Raw genomic sequence first — 18,013 nt, forward strand, 5'->3', positions numbered from 1 at the left:
TTACACTTATGTCCCAGCCTCGTTTTTTTGTGTTCGAAAAATGACACACCGATTTTTATCTTATTTCACAATTGCTCATTACAATAAAGGCAACAACGCTTTAGGAGGAAATCGAATGAAATATCAAGTTGGGGCAACGTTCATGATTACAGGGTTATTATTAGCGGGCTGTGGTACCGAAGAGAAGACGGCTTCGACACCAAAAACAGAAACAGTGAAAGAGCAAACGACGGTATTAAACGTCATTGATGCGCGTTTAAAAGAACCAGCGAAAGATGAACGCTGTGCATTTTGCAATATGAAAGTGTATGCGAAAGATCACAAAATGGGTATTTTCACCGCACAAGCTATTGATGAAAACGGCAAAAACTTATTTTTCGATGATGCTGGCTGCATGTTGAATTATGAACGTGAGCATGATGTGAAACTCGAAAAATTTGTTCGCGACCACGAAACGAAACAGTGGATGAAATTAAGTGATGCGGTCATCGTTCAAGCAGATATTCATACGCCTATGAACTACGGTTTCGCTTATTTTAAAGATGAAGCAAAAGCAGACGCATTTATCGAACGTCATGAAGGTGCGAAAGTCGTTGAAGTAGCGGCAATTGATGATAAAGCACATGCCAAAATGAAGATGAAAATGAAACAATCACATGAAGGTGACCATGAAGAAAAGATGGACATGGATGCACATCAATAATCGAGCGATAACGACTGATAATTGTGAGAGGAGGGGCAGTCGTGCGTAGCCGATTTTTATGGACATTGTTGTTGGGGCTATTTATGTGGACGATACCCGCACATGCGGAATCACTTCAACAACAAATCGACAAAACACCGAGTGGCGGCACGTTAACGTTATTCGACCGACAATACATGGAAACCGCTGTTGTGCGCAAGCCGATTACGATTGTTGGCGGCGATGGGACACAATTGATGGCTGATAGTACGAAGCCGGTACTAACGATTAAAGGTGCACGTGACGTCACGTTGAAAAACTTGCATTTCTTACAATCATCGACGGCTGTTGTCGTGAAAAATAGTGAAAATGTCGTCATGGATAATATAGAGATGATCCAAATGTTTAGCGGTGTACAAGTGTATGATTCAAAAAATGTGACGATTAAGCAATTAACATTACGTGGTCTTGACGGCCAGTTTGCATCGAAAGGCTACGGGTTGGCAATGTATAAAAGTGAAGACATTACACTCGAACATAACGATGTCACGTCGGTGCAAGATGCATATTATTTAGAACATACGAAACGTGTAAAAGTGAATCATAACGTCGCAACGGACAGCCGTTACGGTTTGCACTTTATGTATGCAGACGGGGTAGAAGCGACGAACAATGAACTTGAAAATAACATTACAGGCGTTATGTTGATGCTTGCGAAAAATGCGACGTTACGTGACAACGTCGTCCGCAAACAGTGGGATTGGAACTCATCTGGTTTTACGTTGTACAACGCATCCAATATTACCGTTGAACGCAATACGTTTCATGGCAATCGTACCGCAATTTTAAGTCAGACGCTTCAAAATGCGACGATTCGTCATAACGTATTTACATCAAATCAAACGGCGATTGAATTTACATCTGCCGACAAAGCAAATACGGTGAAGCAAAATGATTTTATCGGCAACATTTTAAACATTCGTTCAGACGGTAGTGAGACGATCATCGACCACAACTATTATGACGACTACGATGGCACGGACATTGATGAAAATGGCATTGGCGATACATCGTACACAGCGCTTCAAAGTTTTGGTCAATGGATGGTACGCGAACCAGCTTATCAATATTTCGTTGAGTCACCGGCTGTCGTCATGTTAAACGAAATGGATAAGCAGACGAACCGCGTTGAAAAAGACCAGCTTGTCGATGCGTCTCCGGTTATGACGACAACGACAGCGAAGCCGGAACGTCGACTTCATATATGGTCCCTCATATTTGGTGTGCTTATGCTTAGCAGTGCAATTTATTTATATCGAAAGGGTGTTTCAGCATGAAAAAAAGAATGATGACAGCAGGCGTATTAGCGGCCTCGTTATTGTTAGGAGCGTGCGGCAGTAAAACGTACGAAGCGCGCGACATTAATCCTGCAATCGACATTTGCAAAATATGCAATATGACCGTAGCGAACGAAAAGTATGCCGGACAAGTCGTCTTAAAAAATGGCGACTACGAAGTGTTTGATGACATCGGTTGTTTAATGACGTATTACAACGACAAAGCGAACGATGACATCGGCGCGGCGTTCGTCAAAAACTTTAGTGGCGACAAATGGGTAGAAGCACATAAAGCAGTGTACGTATCAGGAGACGATATTATGACACCAATGAGCTATGGCGTCGTTGCGTTTGAAACGACAGAAGAAGCACAACAGTTTATGAAAAAAGAAGGCGGTAGCATCGTGACGTTTGATGACGTGAAAGCGATGGACTGGGAGGCACACGCATAATGGGTTTATTCATGACGCTTGAGTGGAAGCAAATGCTGCGTAGTCGGTGGATGCAGCTCGTTGCCGTATTGTTCGTCGTCGTCTTTACGGCGATTTCCCTCATTCAACAAATGGCGTTGCCGACAGAAGGGTTTACGCGACAAACGGCGAGCTTTTTAAACTTACTATTATTTTTACTGCCGTTATTTACATTGACGATAGGCAGTATGAGCGTTGCGAGTGATATTGAATCAGGCTGGCACGCCTTATTAAAAACGTATCCGATTACGATTTTTGATTATTTATGGGGCAAATACATTGCAATTGTTTGCTCGTTCTCCCTCATTTTATTGTTAGCGTTCGGCATCGTTTTAACGCTTTCAGGTATTACCGGTGCGATGCAATTACCGATTGTATTTATCTTTTTATCTGTTTTAATGGTGCTCATTTTTTCAGCGCTCGCATTATGTTGCGGCGTCCTTGCGAAAAACCGCCTCCATGCACTTGCGTGGTCACTTGTCGTTTGGGCAATTTGTTTATTGCTATTCTCATACGTCTTAATGGCACTCGGCACAGTCGTTTCGGGGACATTATTAAAATGGCTAACGATTGTAGCGATTCACTTAAACCCAGCAGAATGGCTACGTTTCGGTTACTTTATGTTTTCTGGTCAAACGACGGTACTCGGTCCAGCATTTTATGACTTTACCGAATTTTACACATCGTTTTTCGGCTATTTCTTATATATTGTCATCAGCGCTATTTGGGTACTATTACCGCTTGGCATTGCCAATTGGCTATTAACGAAAAAAGGACGTGACGTATCATGAGCTTAGTTGTAGGAAAAGATGTAACGCGCGCTTATAACAACAAGCAAGGGCTACATGGCGTTGACTTTACGTTTGAACAAGGACGTATCATTGCACTTGCTGGTGGGAACGGTGCAGGGAAATCGACACTCATTCGTTTGTTAATCGGTGAAGAAACGATGGACCGTGGCACGATTACGTGGCAAGCAGAAAAATCGTTGCACTACATGCCCGATGATTTAAACTTTCCACTTATGCTGACAGCGGAAGAAGTTATTCGGTTACTTGCAAAATTTAAAAAGTTGCCAACGTCACACGTCGAGACGGTATTAAAACGTGTCGGCCTTTGGCAATATCGAAAACAACGTGTGCGTCAATTTTCACGTGGTATGCGCCAACGTCTGAATTTAGCACAATGCTTACTCGGGGATGAGCAATTAATTATTTTAGATGAACCAACGAATGGGCTCGACCTCGTGTGGATTGCACAATTGAAGCAAATTTTACGTGAGGAACAGCAAGCCGGAAAAACGATTTTATTTTCAACGCATTTGTTGTCGTTCGCTGAGGAATTAGCAGACGATGTATTGTTACTACATGAAGGACGCGTACTTATGCACGGGTCACTAAGCGCAGTACTTGAGCAAAATAAAGCGACGCATTTAGAACAATTGTTTTTACGGGAAATGCAGTTGTATACAGTCAATCAAGCGTAGGACGTTCAGACGTTTTGCGCTTTTTTGTATGGAAACATCTACCTCTTCCCATGATATAATGGATAATTATTAGAACTTGGAGGATAAATGATGGATACACAGTTAAAGCTACAAGCAATTATCGAGAACATTGAAAAAGTCATGATCGGCAAGCGACACATTGCAGAATTAAGCGTCATCGCACTGTTAGCACAAGGGCACGTGTTATTAGAAGACGTACCTGGTGTCGGGAAAACGATGATGGTTCGCTCCCTTGCGAAATCTGTCGGTGCAACGTTCAAGCGTATTCAATTTACGCCAGATTTATTACCATCAGACGTATTAGGTGTGTCGATTTACAATCCGAAAGATATGGCATTCGAATTTCGTCCAGGCCCACTGATGGGGAACATCGTACTTGCCGATGAAATTAACCGGACGTCACCGAAAACACAAGCTGCATTACTTGAAGGGATGGAGGAAGCAGCTGTAACGGTTGATGGGGAAACGATTGAAATTCCGAAACCGTTCTTCGTCATGGCAACACAAAACCCAATTGAATACGAAGGAACGTATCCACTGCCTGAAGCACAACTAGACCGCTTCTTACTTAAATTAAAAATGGGCTATCCAGACATTTTAGATGAGATTGAAGTGTTACGTCGTGCAGAAACGAAAAAACCGATTGATACGTTAACGGCAGTCGTTTCATTAGAAGAACTAATCGCCTTACAACAACGCGTAAAAGACATTCACGTCGATGATCTCGTGAAACAATATATCGTCACATTAGCGCAAGCGACGCGTCAACACCCATACGTATACCTCGGCGCAAGTCCACGTGGTTCATTAGCGTTAATGAAAGCAGCGCAAGCGTATACGTTATTAAAAGGACGCACATTTGTCACACCAGATGACATTCAATATTTAGCGCCATTTGTCTTTGCGCATCGTCTTATTTTAAAACCAGAAGCTCGTTACGACAATGTTTCGGCCGAAGACATTATCGGACGAATTTTATTAAATACGGCTGTGCCGACAAGAAAGTCTGAATCATTATGAAATCGCGGTATATCCGGCTAAGCACGTCGGCACTTGGCAGGTTATTGCTCGTTGTATTATTACTTGCCGTCGCGTTTGGCTTTGCACTCATTCAAGGAGGCTTTGTGAGCTGGTTTATTTTTTACATGCTCTTACCGCCACTCGTCTATTCATGTTTACTATGGTTTATGCCAATCGGCCAGTTTAACGTCATGCGGGAGACGCAAAATAAACGACTTACGCAACATGATACGTTGACGATGACGGTGACGTTAACGCGTAAAAGTCGTTTTCCGTTATTGTATGTCATCGTAGAAGAAGTGTTACCGAAAGGCGTATTTGATACGGTCGAACAACGCGAAACACGTCGTCTCGTCGCCGTCGGTTTTCGTAAGCAAATTACGTGGACGTATGATATTGAAGACGTGCCACGTGGAGAACATCAACTCGTCGGTATTTATGTGACGATGTCAGATTTTTTCGGTTGGGTGCAAAAAACGAAATTTATCGAAGCAAAACGAACGGTCATCGTTTTTCCGACGGTGCAACCACTCGTTTATAAAAAACCACTCCGTCATAAAACGCCTGGCACAACGACTGCATTACAAAGTCGATTGCGCGATACGAATGTCGTGTCAGGTATTCGTGATTACGAAGCGGGTGACCGCATGAGTTGGATACATTGGAAAAGCTTTGCGAAGACGGGAAAATTACAAACGAAAGAATTTGAACCGTACCGCGATGATTGCACGATGTTAGTACTTGATACGTTACCGTCGCCCATGTTTGAAGCACAAGTGTCATTTGCGGCATCTGTCTTGACGTCGGCACAAAAACAGCGAGAATCGATAAACTATATGACAGCAGCAGCGCGTCCGTACGTTTCCGACAATATTCAAACAGAGGCACAACTACAAAAAATGATGGTGCATTTAGCAAATGTGCAGCAACAGCCGTATGATGTCACGCGCATATACGCACACGACGAATCACTCCGACAAGCAGCACTTATTTATTTCATTACATCTATTGTTACAACGGAGTGGGTAGAAGTGCTTTGCGCACAGACATCACCGAAAAACTGTTTACTGTTCGTCATTGTAGATCCGACGATACGCCACGAAGCGACGGCCGCAGAAACATTAGCAGCGAGTCGCGGTATGCGCGTATTATACGTGCCGGCAGATCATTTCGCACATGCTTTTGAAGAAGGAGGGGTTCGATGAAAACACGATCACTTCATTGGGCAAGTTTAAGCGTTTTATACGTGCTCGTCTTCTTCATGTTGTATGAATGGCTCGTGCCTATTAGTGAGTTAACAGGGACGGGGAATTTACCGTTAATTGTGATGTTTGTCGTCATTTGCTTTATGACGAACATCGTGACGATTTGGCCAGCGTGGTGCAACACGCTTTTAAAAGTAGGATTCATTGCGTTCTTCATTTTTTACGTATATGGGCATTTAATGCCGAGTGAAATTGCGACGATTTTCGGTGAATTTATATCGAGTGCAAAAGCGATCGTTACGCTCGATTTCGAACATGTCGCCAATAGCGTTCGTACATTCATTTTTTTAGTATTGCTATGGATGACCGTTTATTTAATTCACCATTGGTTAACGGTACGCTATTCAATTTTCTTGTTTTTCTTTATGACTGTATTTTTCTTAGCATCTATCGATACGTTTACAGAATATGATGCGACATATCCACTCGTTCGCGTGATGTGTATCGGTTTCTTTTTAGCAGGACTATTATTTATTGAAAAAATATTTGCGAATCATCACGTTCAGCCGACGTTGTTGCGCTACGTGAAACTAACCGTCCCGTTATTAATCATGATTTTGATTAGTAGCGTGTTCGCTTATACGATGCCGAAACAACAAGCGGCAATGGATTTACCGGCGCCAATTGCGGCGATTAACGATTTTATTACGAAGCAATTATCACCGGCAGGGAAAATTGGATATGTTGAAGATGATTCAAATCTTGGCGGTAGTTTTGAAGAAGATGATACGCCGGTACTCGATATGTGGGCTGCAAAAAATCAATATTTACGTGTTGATACGAAGTCGATTTATACGGGTACTGGTTGGGAACGTAAGTCAGGCGATATTTACGTTCGTACGTTTGATTACGGCGAGCGCATTCCACTGTCGATTGAAGGTGGTCAGCCTGAATACAATGACACGATGACAGTAGAGATGCGTAAGCAATACGAATTTATCGTCCAACCGTACGGACTGAAAAAAGTAATTGAAGATACAGCGGCGACGAATCGTTTTTACGTAGAACTCGATACGGAAAAAATTCGTCCAGTCGTTGATGAGCAACGAGTGACGTTAAATGATTACGAATTACGCTACAGCGAACCGGTGTATCAGTTAAGTAAGTTGAAAAAGACGTCGATGAAATCGCTGAAAACATTGAGCGATGATTACGAACCGTATTTACAACTACCGAAGCAATTACCGACACGCATTAAAACGTTAACGGACGAAATCGTTAAAGATGAAAAAAGTGTATATGATAAAGCAACGGCGATTGAAGCTTATTTCAGTTACAACGGATTCCGTTATTCACGCGATGAAGTCGGTTATCCGAAAGAAGGACAAGACTACGTCGATCACTTTTTATTCGATACGAAAGTCGGCTATTGTGATAACTTTTCAACAGCGATGGTCGTTATGCTGCGGACGCAAGGTATTCCGGCGCGTTGGGTAAAAGGTTTTGCTGAAGGCGATGAAGTAGAGCAAACGGAAAACCGCGTGCACGTTGAAGTAACGAACAACAATGCGCACTCATGGGTAGAAGCTTATATGCCAGGTGTCGGTTGGGTGCAATTTGAGCCAACGATTGGTTTTGAAGGTTTCGATCAAGTAGTCGATGATACAAAGCCAGAACAAGATGCGACAGCGGACGAACAGACACCAGAAGTAGAAAGTGATGATACGACATCAGAAGCTAAACAACAAGAAACACCAAAAGAAGAAGATCCTGAACAACAGCAAAGTCCAACGACGACGATTGCTGCACCAAATTGGTGGCCATGGATGATCGGTGCAATCGTTTTAATTGTCGGTTTTATCGTTTGGATGAGTCGTAAAAAATGGTTGCCAAAACTCGTTACATTACGTTATGAGAAGAAAACAGATGTATCGATTGAAGCGGCCTATGAAGACTTACTAAAAATTTTGGCGATGAATGGGTTAAAACGCAAAAAAAGTGAAACGTTACAACAGTTTGCAAATCGTGTCGATAATCAGCTCGGTGGTGCACATATGACGCATTTTATGTCAGAATATGAGCGATATTTGTATGATCCGGAGACAAATTATGTTGACTGGAGTAAATTAAAAGAAAGTTGGCAATATTTAATCAATACTGTAAGAGGTTGATTTTGCGCCAACGTAACTGTACACTAAGCACAAAGAGTTATAATTGAATTACCCTCATATATGTTCGATAATATGGATCGAATGTTTCTACCAAGTTGCCGTAAATAACTTGACTATGAAGGTAGATGAACAGCACCCATTTCATTTTAAATGGACTTAGTATATCTATCTATCAGTTAAGAGGACGTGTAGAAAAAAAGTCATTTTTTTCGCGCGTCCTTTTTTGTAAATGATCGGGTTATCAGTTATACACAAAATACATTGAAGAGGTGGAAATAAGTTGTCAGCTAGTACACAACTAATCGAACAAGAAAAAATTATCGTTCTTGATTTCGGCAGTCAATACAATCAATTAATCACACGTCGTATTCGTGAATTCGGTGTTTACAGTGAGTTACACTCTCACAAAATCACTGCAGAAGAATTAAAAGCTATGAACGCTACAGGTATCATTTTCTCAGGTGGTCCAAACTCAGTTTATGATGACAATGCATTTAAAATTGACGAAGCAATTTTCGACTTAGGTTTACCGATCTTAGGTATTTGCTACGGTATGCAATTAATGTCTCACACACTAGGTGGTAAAGTAGAAAAAGCTGCACACCGTGAATATGGTAAAGCTGAAGTGAAAGTGCTTGCTGAAAACGCACTATTCGGCGATACACCAGCAGAACAAGTTGTATGGATGAGCCACGGCGACCTTGTAACTGAAATCCCAGAAGGTTTCACAACAATTGCGACAAGCGCATCTTGCCCAATCGCAGCAATGGCAAACCCAGAACGTAAATTCTACGCTGTACAATTCCACCCAGAAGTACGTCACTCTGTATACGGTAACGACCTTCTACGTCACTTCGCATTAGACATTTGTGGCTGTAAAGGCGACTGGTCAATGGCGAACTTTATCGAAATCGAAATTCAAAAAATCCGCGAACAAGTTGGCGACAAAAAAGTACTTTGCGCACTTTCAGGCGGCGTTGACTCATCAGTAGTTGCAGTGTTAATCCACAAAGCAATCGGTGACCAATTAACTTGTATGTTCGTAGACCACAACTTAAACCGTAAAGGTGAAGTTGAACAAGTTATGAAAACTTTCACAGAAGACTTCGATATGAACTTAATCAAAATCGATGCACGTGAACGCTTCATGAACAAACTTAAAGGTGTTTCTGACCCAGAGAAAAAACGTAAAATTATCGGTAACGAATTCATTTACGTATTCGATGAAGAATCATCTAAATTAAAAGATATGGACTTCTTAGCTCAAGGTACACTTTACACTGATATTATCGAATCAGGTACAGATACAGCACAAACAATTAAATCTCACCATAACGTTGGTGGTCTTCCTGAAGACATGAAGTTCGAATTAATCGAACCATTAAACACATTATTCAAAGATGAAGTACGTCAACTTGGTCTTGAATTAGGTCTTCCTGAAGCTGTTGTATGGCGTCAACCATTCCCAGGTCCTGGCCTTGGTATCCGCGTACTTGGCGAAGTAACAGAAGAAAAATTAGAAATCGTACGTAACGCTGATTACATCCTACGTGAAGAAATCAAAAACGCAGGTCTTGATCGCGACATCTGGCAATACTTCTGCGTACTACCAGATATCCGTTCAGTCGGTGTTATGGGTGACGGTCGTACTTACGACTACGCAATCGGTATCCGTGGCGTAACGTCAATCGACGGTATGACATCTGACTGGGCACGTATCCCTTACGATGTTTTAGAAAAAATCTCTGTACGTATCGTAAACGAAGTAGAACACGTTAACCGCGTACTGTATGATATTACTTCTAAGCCACCAGCAACTATTGAGTGGGAATAAGATAAACTATAAAAAGGTTAGCACTGTAACGGTGTTAACCTTTTTTTGCGTCTTTCTATAAAATCCTTCATTGACACCACCTCACCTCAGATGTAAACTATAACCAATTACGGCATGCCACTGCAAAAATGCAAGTGGCGCGTCGGGTAAACGGAAGATTTACGAATAAAACGATTGAAACAGTTGGAGGAAATGGTATGCGAATGAACAACATTAGTAAAATGACATTCACAAAATTAGAATTTGTCACACTACGCATTTCTGGCGAAGTAGAACGAGCTTGCCGCGTATTAGATGACATTACTTCTAAGCCACCTACAACTGCAGAATGGAAATAGTTTTATTCACTTGAATCATTGCGTCTCATTGTCGCTGCTTACAGGTGTTTTTGTCATGGGCAAAAACGGTTGTTCAAGCAGGGCTTTTCGTGTACCGCAATGTTCGGCAATAAGCCATCCATTCGAATGAATATGATATTTCCAAACACTACGAATTTGTGCAATGACAAAACGTAGTGTTTTTTTGTACCTCAAAAGTTGGTTTAGAAGGCCAAAAACATATGCACGACGTACTGGCGAACGTACGCGTGTTGAGGGGGAAATGACATGGTTACATACGTACCATCAAAATTTAATGCATTTACAAAAACAGAAGACGGCGGCGTCATTGCGTACAATAGCTACACGGGCGCGATTGTCGACTTTGAACCGCATGAACGTGACGAAGTACTGGAGGCGTTTAAACGTCAAGGTTCACCAGCACTTGATACAGAAATTAAACAAGCGCTTTATGATAACGGCTTAATCGTCAAAGATACCGTGAATGAATTAGCGCGTGCAGACCTATTACACCAATCGATGCACCGAACGGATATGTTGCATTTGATTTTAATGACGACAGAGCAATGTAATTTCCGCTGCCGTTATTGCTATGAGTCTTTTGCGAAAGGCAAAATGACTGATGAAACGAAGGCTGGCGTAAAAGCACTCGTTGCAGAACGTGCTGGCACATTGAACGACTTACACATTAGTTGGTTCGGTGGGGAGCCTTTACTTGAGCTTGGTATTATCGAAGAATTATCAAACGAATATTTAGCCATCGCTAAAAAGCACAACATCAACTATTCAGCAGACGTTGTGACGAACGGTTACTTTTTAAATCGTGAAACGTTTGAAAAGTTACTGTCTTGGAACGTCTCACAATATATGGTGACAATCGACGGTGTGCAAGCAGTTCACGATGCGCGTCGTCATATGATTGGCGGACAAGGTTCATTTGAACGCATCGTCGACAATTTAAAATCGCTGCGTGACGTAGAGGGCAATTTCAATATGACGATCCGTATTAACTTTGATGAAGATAATTTGCGCGAGACAGGGCACTTAATCGACTTTTTAAAAGAGCATTTCGCAGAAGATAAACGTTTCGGCGTATTTTTCCGTCCAGTCGGTCGTTGGGGCGGCGAAAACGACGATGAAATTCCGACTTGTACGCACATTACGGCGAATAAGAAAATTTGGGAATTCACAGAGACAGCGATCGATAATGGCCTTGCGATGAGTAATATGGTCGAAGGTGCACTCAATCCGACAGCGGCTGTATGTTATGCGGCGAAGCCAAATGCGATGGTGATCGGTTCAGACGGTCAGCTATACAAATGTACGACGGTGCTTGATGAAGAAGTAAATAAAGTCGGCCACATTCAAGCGGACGGTACGATGGACTTGGATTACGATAAAATTGCGTCTTGGCTATTATCAGGAGAAGAAACCGATACTGTTTGTCAGTCTTGTTTCTTCCGCCCAGCGTGCCAAGGGAATCACTGTCCGTGGTACCGTGTCGTATCGGGTGAACGTCCTTGCCCTTCAGAAAAGAAAAACATTAAAAAAGTGCTCAACCTCGTATGGCGCAATAGCCTACAACAAGGGTAACGATGTTTTTCCATTGAAGGGAGGTGACAGCATGCGTGTATTACGTCCAGCAACAGCGCCAGTGAAGAAAGCAAAATCTGGTCGCATCATGAAAACTGTACCAGGTAACTTAAACTAATGTAAAAAGAGGCATACCCATTTCGGGCATGCCTCCTTTTCATTTATATAGAAGAATCTCATTTTTCGTTAAATATTCACCACCATGAAAATGGGTATCGTGTGCGATCATTTTTTGCAGTTGCACAACGGTTTCTGCACGAATGCGTTCGCCTTTCATAATGAGTGGAATACCAGGTGGATATGGGATAATCGTTTCTGCACTAATTTGACCGACTGCTTGTGCAATCGGACAGCGTGTTATTTGGCTTTCACGCATTTGGTCATATGACAGCGCGAGCGTCGTTTCGAACGGTATACGATAAGACGGCATGTTGAGCGATGACGGTTGCCATTTAATTTGAGCGATTTTTTCAAGGATTTCACTATAATCAACAATTGCGAGTGGTAAAACGAACAATACATTTTGAAAATCTGCGAGTTCAGGTAAAATACCGACTGCTTCTAATGCATCGGCTAATTCAAAACCGGTCAAACCGTCTGCGTGAATCGTCACTTTAAGTGGATCTAATTGCGTGCCGGTTGGTGCTTCTAATACGTGAATGCCACGTAAGTCATTTAACGCTTTTCGGAACGTTTGGATATGTGCGCGCAATGGAGTTTCTTCTATATAATGTGCTAAATAAAAACGTGCGATATCGAGCGACGCCATAATGGGATAGGAAGGGCTACTCGATTGCAGCATTTGTAAATAATATCGAATACGTCGATCACTCACGCGTTGACTATTGATATGTAAATAAGAACCCATCGTCATCGCTGGTAATGTTTTATGTGCAGAATGAATGACAACATCTGCTCCCCAGTCGAGTGTACTACTCGGAAATTGTGCCAATGTGAAATGAGCACCGTGCGCTTCATCGACGAGTACGACGAGATTTTGTGCATGCGCGAAGTCGATGAGCGTTTCGATTTGTTGTTGTGCGATGCCGTAATAATTTGGATATGTAAGAATGAGCGCTTTCGCTTGTGGGTGTTCGGAAATGACACGTTGCGTTTCTTCTATAGAAAGTGTCGTCGCAACTTGCCAACTTGAATCAACGTGTGGCGCGACGAAAATAGGTGTCGCACCTGTGAGTTCAATACCGTGCAAAATTGATTTGTGACAATTGCGTTGAACGATGACTTCATCTCCGCGCGATACGGTCGCTAAAATCATCGCTAAGTTGCCAACGGTTGAACCATTTACTAAAAAGTAGCTATGGATCGTGCCGTAATGTTCTGTTAAAAGTTGCTGTGATTTTAAAATGACGTCTTCTGGGGCATGTAAATCATCTAGTCCACTTACTTCCGTTGCGTCGAGCTGCAATAGTTGTTCATAAAACGGTTTTGCAAATGGTGGTAACACCGTACCATTTTTATGTCCAGGTACATGTAAAGTTGTTTCTGCTGCTGCGTAATGATGTAGCGCCGTAAATAACGGGGTTTCTTGTTGATTCATTTCATCACTCCTCTTAAATGTAGTGTAGCAAAAAACAAATTCAGTTGTTTTTAAGTATATTTACTTAAAAGGAATAGAAAAACGTAAAAACACTTCCGAATATAGAGGTATTTTTAATGATATCCATCTTTAAAAATAACAGATATATCCAAAATTAAGCGTCGAAAATCGATTTTTACATCAAAAATCATCTTTTTATTAAAAAAAACGACTTTTTTCAATTTTTTTTTGTAATATTTCTTTTGCTAGTAAAAGTCATTTTTTAATGAAAAACGTTAATTAATGACTGAATAAAGACTTAAATAGTTTGAATATTCAACAAAACTTCATAGTTTTTGTAACAAATAACATGAAAGCTGCTCACTTTGTAATATTTCCGTATTCTATGTCAAAGTTCAGCATGGTAATCTTATCTCAGCTTAAAACAAGCGAGCGCAAAACGAAGCGCACAGGAAAATATAAGCGTGCAACAAAAAACGTGAAAGTGACAAAACTAATAAAAAGGTGGAAATATATTTATATGAAATCAATTAAAGCTTTAGTAGCTGGAACAACATTAGCCGTAGGATTAGCAGCATTTGCAGGAAACTCAAGTGCAAGCGCACAAACAGCATATACAGTTCAATCAGGAGATACTTTAGCAAAGATTTCTCAAAAATACGTTGGTGACTTCTCTCTTGTAAACAGTATTGCTCAAACAAATGGTATCGCTAACCCTAATGTCATCTATGCTGGTACAAAATTAGTGATCCCTTCAAAAGGACAAGCTGTAGCAAGCACTGCTAAAGCCACAACTTATAGCGCACCTAAGACACAAGCCGCACAAACGCAATACAAAAAACCAACATATAATACGCAAAAATCTTATAGCACACAAGCTAAAACACAAACTCAAGCAAAACCACAATATAAACGTACAACGACTACAGCATCTACTTCTTCAGCAGGTTCAAACTCTGCAAAAGAATGGATCGCAAACAAAGAGTCAGGTGGCTCATACTCAGCTCGTAGTGCAACAGGTAAATACATCGGTCGTTACCAATTAGATAAATCTTATTTAAACGGTGACTACTCAGCAGCTAACCAAGAACGCGTTGCAAACAACTATGTAAAACAACGTTACGGTTCATGGGCAGCAGCAAAAGCTTTCTGGGTGAAAAACGGCTGGTATTAATCAGTTAGATTTGTATAAAGAGATAAACACATATTTTATCATCTAATTTTTGAGAAAGGGGAAACCATTCATTGGTTTCTCCTTTTTGCGTTTTTAACGATTTTTCGAAGGGTAATGTAGTAGAAATGTCTATTATATAAAGGATGAAGCTTATGGAATTTCAATTGAATTATTTTGTGACGAGTGATCAAACGACACTTGCATATTACGATGTAGGCGAAGGGCAACCAATCGTATTGCTTGCAGGATACGGTAGCAACGCAAAATCATGGTTTAATCAAGTGGAAGCATTGCTCGCCTATGGTGGCTTTCGTGTCATCGGATTAGACCGTCGCAGTCACGGTGCCTCTCAACAAGTTGCTTACGGTCAGCATATCGCGCGCCACGGAGAGGACTTACACAACTTAATCGAGCTATTACAATTAGAAAAGCCAATTTTGATCGGTCACTCGCAAGGAATGTCAGTTATTTACGCATATATGATGTTACATGGTGACCAAAACATTCGTGCCATTATGTCGATTGACCAAACGCCAAAAATGATAAACGATAAAACGTGGAAGTATGGCATGTACGATGTGACGTATGAAAACTTCGATGAAACAATTATGCGCGATTTACCGAAGGCAACGTCTACTGACATCGATATCGTCATTCGTGAAAAGCTTGCGCATTACAATCAGCAAGATCATACATTTGATTACGTATTGACGAAACCACTTTTATACAATCATTTCTTTGAAAACTGGCTCGACGTTTTGCCGCGCATTACGGTACCAATTTTATTTGTCGGGGCGACGCATAGTAATTACTGGTCACATCAACATGCAGAAGAATGTGCAAAACGCGTCAAGACAGGACATTCATATGTTTTTACAAATTGCGGGCATATGCCACATATTGAAGCACCTGTTGAATTTAATAAAATGCTGCTTGCGTTTGTAGACCAATACGCAGGCGCGAAGAAATTATAGACTTAAGAATACTTAAGTCTTTTTTTCTGCCTATTTACCGTGGAGAAACATATATTGCTAATATTTACGACTTATTTATAGAAGACATATATTTTCTGTGAAAACATCCAATAAAAGTATTTACTCTATTTTGCAACGTTTTTGCTGAAAAAATGCGAGAGTTATTATGTATTTCGTGAAATACCGATGAGAAACCGCTTCATTCACGAACTTTATTGATAAGTAAAATGAAAATGTTCGTAAAATGTATTGAAACAACAAGTCAGTCATGATATATTATCACTGTAATTAAATAACGTCGTCGTATAAAGTCGAGAATATGGCTCGAAAGTTTCTACCAAATCACCGTAAATGATTTGACTACGATTGAAGAGATGAAAGTTTTCTTCATATCTGCTTGTATGCAGAAATCGTAAGGTGTACGACTAGTCATAGCTTGTACACCTTTTTTACGTCTAAAGACGACATCGGAGGATTCAATATCATGAAAAAGTATTTCCTATTTGATGAGCTTGGCACTAACTTTCGCCGAGAAATCATTGGGGGCGTCACAACATTTTTAGCAATGGCTTACATATTAGCAGTTAACCCGTTCATGCTATCAGAAGCAGGAATGGATAAAGGCGCTGTGTTCGTAGCAACTGCACTTGCTGCAATTGTTGGTTCATTAATTATGGGTATTCTTGCGAAATTCCCAATAGCACTAGCACCAGGCATGGGTTTAAATGCGTTCTTCGCTTACACAGTAGTAGGCGCCTACGGTATTCCATGGCAAACAGGTTTAACTGGTGTATTCTTCTCTGGTATTATCTTTATTTTATTATCACTAACAGGTATTCGTGAAACGATTATTAATGCCATTCCACAGCAATTAAAATATGCAGTATCAGCAGGTATCGGTCTATTTATCGCCTTTATCGGTTTACGTGGTTCAGGTATCGTCGTTGCTGATCAATCAACTTTTGTTACATTAGGCGATTTCACACAAGGTAGCGTATTATTAGCAATCTTCGGTATCGTACTAGCAGTTATATTTTTAACGAAAAAAGTGAGTGGTGGTATTTTCTTCACGATCATCATTACAGCAGCAGTCGGTATGTTAACAGGTGTAATTGATACACCAAAAACAATCGTTTCTTCTATTCCAAGTGTTGCACCGACATTCGGTGTTGCGCTAGATCCGATTTTCCATGACTTCGGTTCATTATTAAACATGAAATTTTTAATCGTCGTATTAACATTTTTATTCGTCGATTTCTTTGATACAGCAGGTACATTAATGGCGGTTGCTGGTAAAGCCGGCTTAATTCGCAAAGATGGTACTATGCCACGTGCAGGTCGTGCTTTAATGGCAGATGCATTAGGTACAACAATCGGTTCAATCTTCGGTACGTCAACAACGACTGCTTACGTTGAATCAACTTCAGGTGTAGCAGCCGGCGCTCGTTCAGGTTTCTCATCTGTGATCGTTGCGATTTTATTTGCCATCTCATTATTCTTCTTCCCATTACTAGATGTGTTAACAAGTTCGGTGACAGCACCAGCACTTGTGATGGTCGGGGTATTAATGGCTTCAGCATTACGCTTAATTGAATGGAACAACTTCGAGATCGCCGTTCCAGCATTTTTAACATTCTTCATGATGCCATTAAGCTCTAGTATCGCATCAGGTATCGCAGTTGGTTTCATCTTCTATCCAATTACGATGTTATTAGCAGGTCGTCGTAAAGAAGTACATCCATTAATGTATGTAATGTTCTTCGTATTCCTCGCTTATTTCATCTGGGTACGATAAAACAAAACATGAGAATCACGCAATTAAGCGTGGTTCTCTTTTTTTATAAAAACTTTTCGAGTGAGAAAACCGTTGGAATAGCGGAAGTGTGTGTGAGATAGCGGATTGATGAAAAAGGTAAATATAGAAGAAACGTCCCGTAAAAAAACATTTGGCAAATGCGTTGACAGGCATTCAATACAGGTATATAGTAGATAACGTTGATTAAGACAAACGCATAAACAAAAAAACGTTTGACATGAGTTAGTTAACGTGTTATTATATGAAAGTTGTGTTTCACAACAAACATCATAAAAAACTTTTTTAAAAAAGTTCTTGACTTTTAATAAGTTATGATGATATAATAAATGAGTCA

Annotated in this window: 15 protein-coding genes and 2 riboswitches; of the genes, 14 read left to right on the top strand and 1 reads right to left on the bottom strand. The window is 40.9% G+C overall.

Annotated features, from left to right (window positions below):
• Positions 1 to 115 precede the first annotated feature (115 nt).
• From KMHG_RS16045 to KMHG_RS16095, 11 genes are all read left to right on the top strand, one after another.
• A complete protein-coding gene (locus tag KMHG_RS16045) occupies positions 116 to 703 on the top strand; it encodes a nitrous oxide reductase accessory protein NosL (protein ID WP_010291070.1) in 588 nt (195 codons plus the stop codon).
• A 41-nt stretch (positions 704 to 744) separates the two neighbouring features.
• Positions 745 to 2,019: a right-handed parallel beta-helix repeat-containing protein gene (locus tag KMHG_RS16050; RefSeq protein WP_010291073.1), complete on the top strand. Its 1,275-nt coding sequence runs from the start codon at positions 745 to 747 to the stop codon at positions 2,017 to 2,019.
• Positions 2,016 to 2,471, top strand: coding sequence for a nitrous oxide reductase accessory protein NosL (locus tag KMHG_RS16055; RefSeq protein WP_010291075.1), 456 nt, complete (start codon positions 2,016 to 2,018; stop codon positions 2,469 to 2,471). The genes KMHG_RS16050 and KMHG_RS16055 overlap by 4 nt, the downstream gene beginning before the upstream one ends.
• Complete coding sequence (locus KMHG_RS16060) at positions 2,471 to 3,280, top strand: ABC transporter permease (RefSeq protein ID WP_010291076.1); 810 nt, start codon at positions 2,471 to 2,473, stop codon at positions 3,278 to 3,280. The genes KMHG_RS16055 and KMHG_RS16060 overlap by 1 nt, the downstream gene beginning before the upstream one ends.
• On the top strand, positions 3,277 to 3,975 hold the full coding sequence (locus KMHG_RS16065; protein WP_010291077.1) for an ABC transporter ATP-binding protein: 699 nt from the start codon (positions 3,277 to 3,279) through the stop codon (positions 3,973 to 3,975). Before KMHG_RS16060 ends, KMHG_RS16065 begins: the two co-directional genes overlap by 4 nt.
• A gap of 90 nt (positions 3,976 to 4,065) precedes the next feature.
• Positions 4,066 to 5,016, top strand: a complete 951-nt coding sequence (locus KMHG_RS16070) for an AAA family ATPase (RefSeq protein ID WP_010291080.1) — start codon at positions 4,066 to 4,068, stop codon at positions 5,014 to 5,016.
• On the top strand, positions 5,013 to 6,221 hold the full coding sequence (locus tag KMHG_RS16075; RefSeq protein ID WP_044505012.1) for a DUF58 domain-containing protein: 1,209 nt from the start codon (positions 5,013 to 5,015) through the stop codon (positions 6,219 to 6,221). The genes KMHG_RS16070 and KMHG_RS16075 overlap by 4 nt, the downstream gene beginning before the upstream one ends.
• A complete protein-coding gene (locus KMHG_RS16080; protein WP_010291086.1) occupies positions 6,218 to 8,392 on the top strand; it encodes a transglutaminase-like domain-containing protein in 2,175 nt (724 codons plus the stop codon). Before KMHG_RS16075 ends, KMHG_RS16080 begins: the two co-directional genes overlap by 4 nt.
• 34 nt (positions 8,393 to 8,426) lie before the next feature.
• Positions 8,427 to 8,528, top strand: a riboswitch (purine riboswitch).
• A 144-nt stretch (positions 8,529 to 8,672) separates the two neighbouring features.
• Positions 8,673 to 10,226, top strand: coding sequence for a glutamine-hydrolyzing GMP synthase (guaA, locus tag KMHG_RS16085; protein WP_010291088.1), 1,554 nt, complete (start codon positions 8,673 to 8,675; stop codon positions 10,224 to 10,226).
• A 197-nt stretch (positions 10,227 to 10,423) separates the two neighbouring features.
• Positions 10,424 to 10,564, top strand: a complete 141-nt coding sequence (locus tag KMHG_RS18905) for a GMP synthase (glutamine-hydrolyzing) (RefSeq protein WP_010291090.1) — start codon at positions 10,424 to 10,426, stop codon at positions 10,562 to 10,564.
• 267 nt (positions 10,565 to 10,831) lie between these two features.
• Positions 10,832 to 12,157 carry a radical SAM/SPASM domain-containing protein gene (locus KMHG_RS16095; RefSeq protein ID WP_010291091.1) on the top strand — a complete coding sequence of 442 codons (1,326 nt, stop codon included), beginning with the start codon at positions 10,832 to 10,834 and terminating at the stop codon, positions 12,155 to 12,157.
• Between the two features lie 157 nt (positions 12,158 to 12,314).
• Here KMHG_RS16095 and KMHG_RS16105 read toward each other — a convergent pair whose 3' ends face one another.
• Positions 12,315 to 13,715, bottom strand: a complete 1,401-nt coding sequence (locus KMHG_RS16105; protein WP_010291092.1) for an aminotransferase class I/II-fold pyridoxal phosphate-dependent enzyme — start codon at positions 13,713 to 13,715, stop codon at positions 12,315 to 12,317.
• Positions 13,716 to 14,235: 520 nt separating this feature from the next.
• Here KMHG_RS16105 and apf point away from each other — a divergent pair.
• The 3 genes from apf (at position 14,236) to KMHG_RS16120 (ending at position 17,658) form a co-directional block, all read left to right on the top strand.
• Positions 14,236 to 14,889, top strand: a complete 654-nt coding sequence (gene apf / locus KMHG_RS16110) for an aggregation-promoting factor (protein WP_010291095.1) — start codon at positions 14,236 to 14,238, stop codon at positions 14,887 to 14,889.
• A gap of 152 nt (positions 14,890 to 15,041) precedes the next feature.
• On the top strand, positions 15,042 to 15,863 hold the full coding sequence (locus KMHG_RS16115; protein ID WP_010291099.1) for an alpha/beta fold hydrolase: 822 nt from the start codon (positions 15,042 to 15,044) through the stop codon (positions 15,861 to 15,863).
• A gap of 281 nt (positions 15,864 to 16,144) precedes the next feature.
• A riboswitch (purine riboswitch) is annotated at positions 16,145 to 16,246 on the top strand.
• A 101-nt stretch (positions 16,247 to 16,347) separates the two neighbouring features.
• Positions 16,348 to 17,658 (top strand): NCS2 family permease, encoded by a 1,311-nt coding sequence (locus KMHG_RS16120; RefSeq protein ID WP_010291102.1) that lies wholly within the window; start codon positions 16,348 to 16,350, stop codon positions 17,656 to 17,658.
• Positions 17,659 to 18,013: the final 355 nt, after the last annotated feature.

It is taken from the genome of Kurthia massiliensis (assembly GCF_000285555.1).
GTDB lineage: Bacteria > Bacillota > Bacilli > Bacillales_A > Planococcaceae > Kurthia > Kurthia massiliensis.

Bases quoted from the DNA above. Each gene is read 5' to 3' on its own strand.
- KMHG_RS16120 (WP_010291102.1), top strand. From the start codon at position 16,348: ATGAAAAAGTATTTCCTATTTGATGAGCTTGGCACTAACTTTCGCCGA.
- KMHG_RS16065 (WP_010291077.1), top strand. From the start codon at position 3,277: ATGAGCTTAGTTGTAGGAAAAGATGTAACGCGCGCTTATAACAACAAG.
- KMHG_RS16045 (WP_010291070.1), top strand. From the start codon at position 116: ATGAAATATCAAGTTGGGGCAACGTTCATGATTACAGGGTTATTATTA.
- KMHG_RS16060 (WP_010291076.1), top strand. From the start codon at position 2,471: ATGGGTTTATTCATGACGCTTGAGTGGAAGCAAATGCTGCGTAGTCGG.
- KMHG_RS16105 (WP_010291092.1), bottom strand. From the start codon at position 13,715: ATGAATCAACAAGAAACCCCGTTATTTACGGCGCTACATCATTACGCA.
- apf (WP_010291095.1), top strand. From the start codon at position 14,236: ATGAAATCAATTAAAGCTTTAGTAGCTGGAACAACATTAGCCGTAGGA.
- KMHG_RS16095 (WP_010291091.1), top strand. From the start codon at position 10,832: ATGGTTACATACGTACCATCAAAATTTAATGCATTTACAAAAACAGAA.
- KMHG_RS16115 (WP_010291099.1), top strand. From the start codon at position 15,042: ATGGAATTTCAATTGAATTATTTTGTGACGAGTGATCAAACGACACTT.
- KMHG_RS16080 (WP_010291086.1), top strand. From the start codon at position 6,218: ATGAAAACACGATCACTTCATTGGGCAAGTTTAAGCGTTTTATACGTG.
- KMHG_RS18905 (WP_010291090.1), top strand. From the start codon at position 10,424: ATGCGAATGAACAACATTAGTAAAATGACATTCACAAAATTAGAATTT.
- KMHG_RS16070 (WP_010291080.1), top strand. From the start codon at position 4,066: ATGGATACACAGTTAAAGCTACAAGCAATTATCGAGAACATTGAAAAA.
- KMHG_RS16055 (WP_010291075.1), top strand. From the start codon at position 2,016: ATGAAAAAAAGAATGATGACAGCAGGCGTATTAGCGGCCTCGTTATTG.
- KMHG_RS16075 (WP_044505012.1), top strand. From the start codon at position 5,013: ATGAAATCGCGGTATATCCGGCTAAGCACGTCGGCACTTGGCAGGTTA.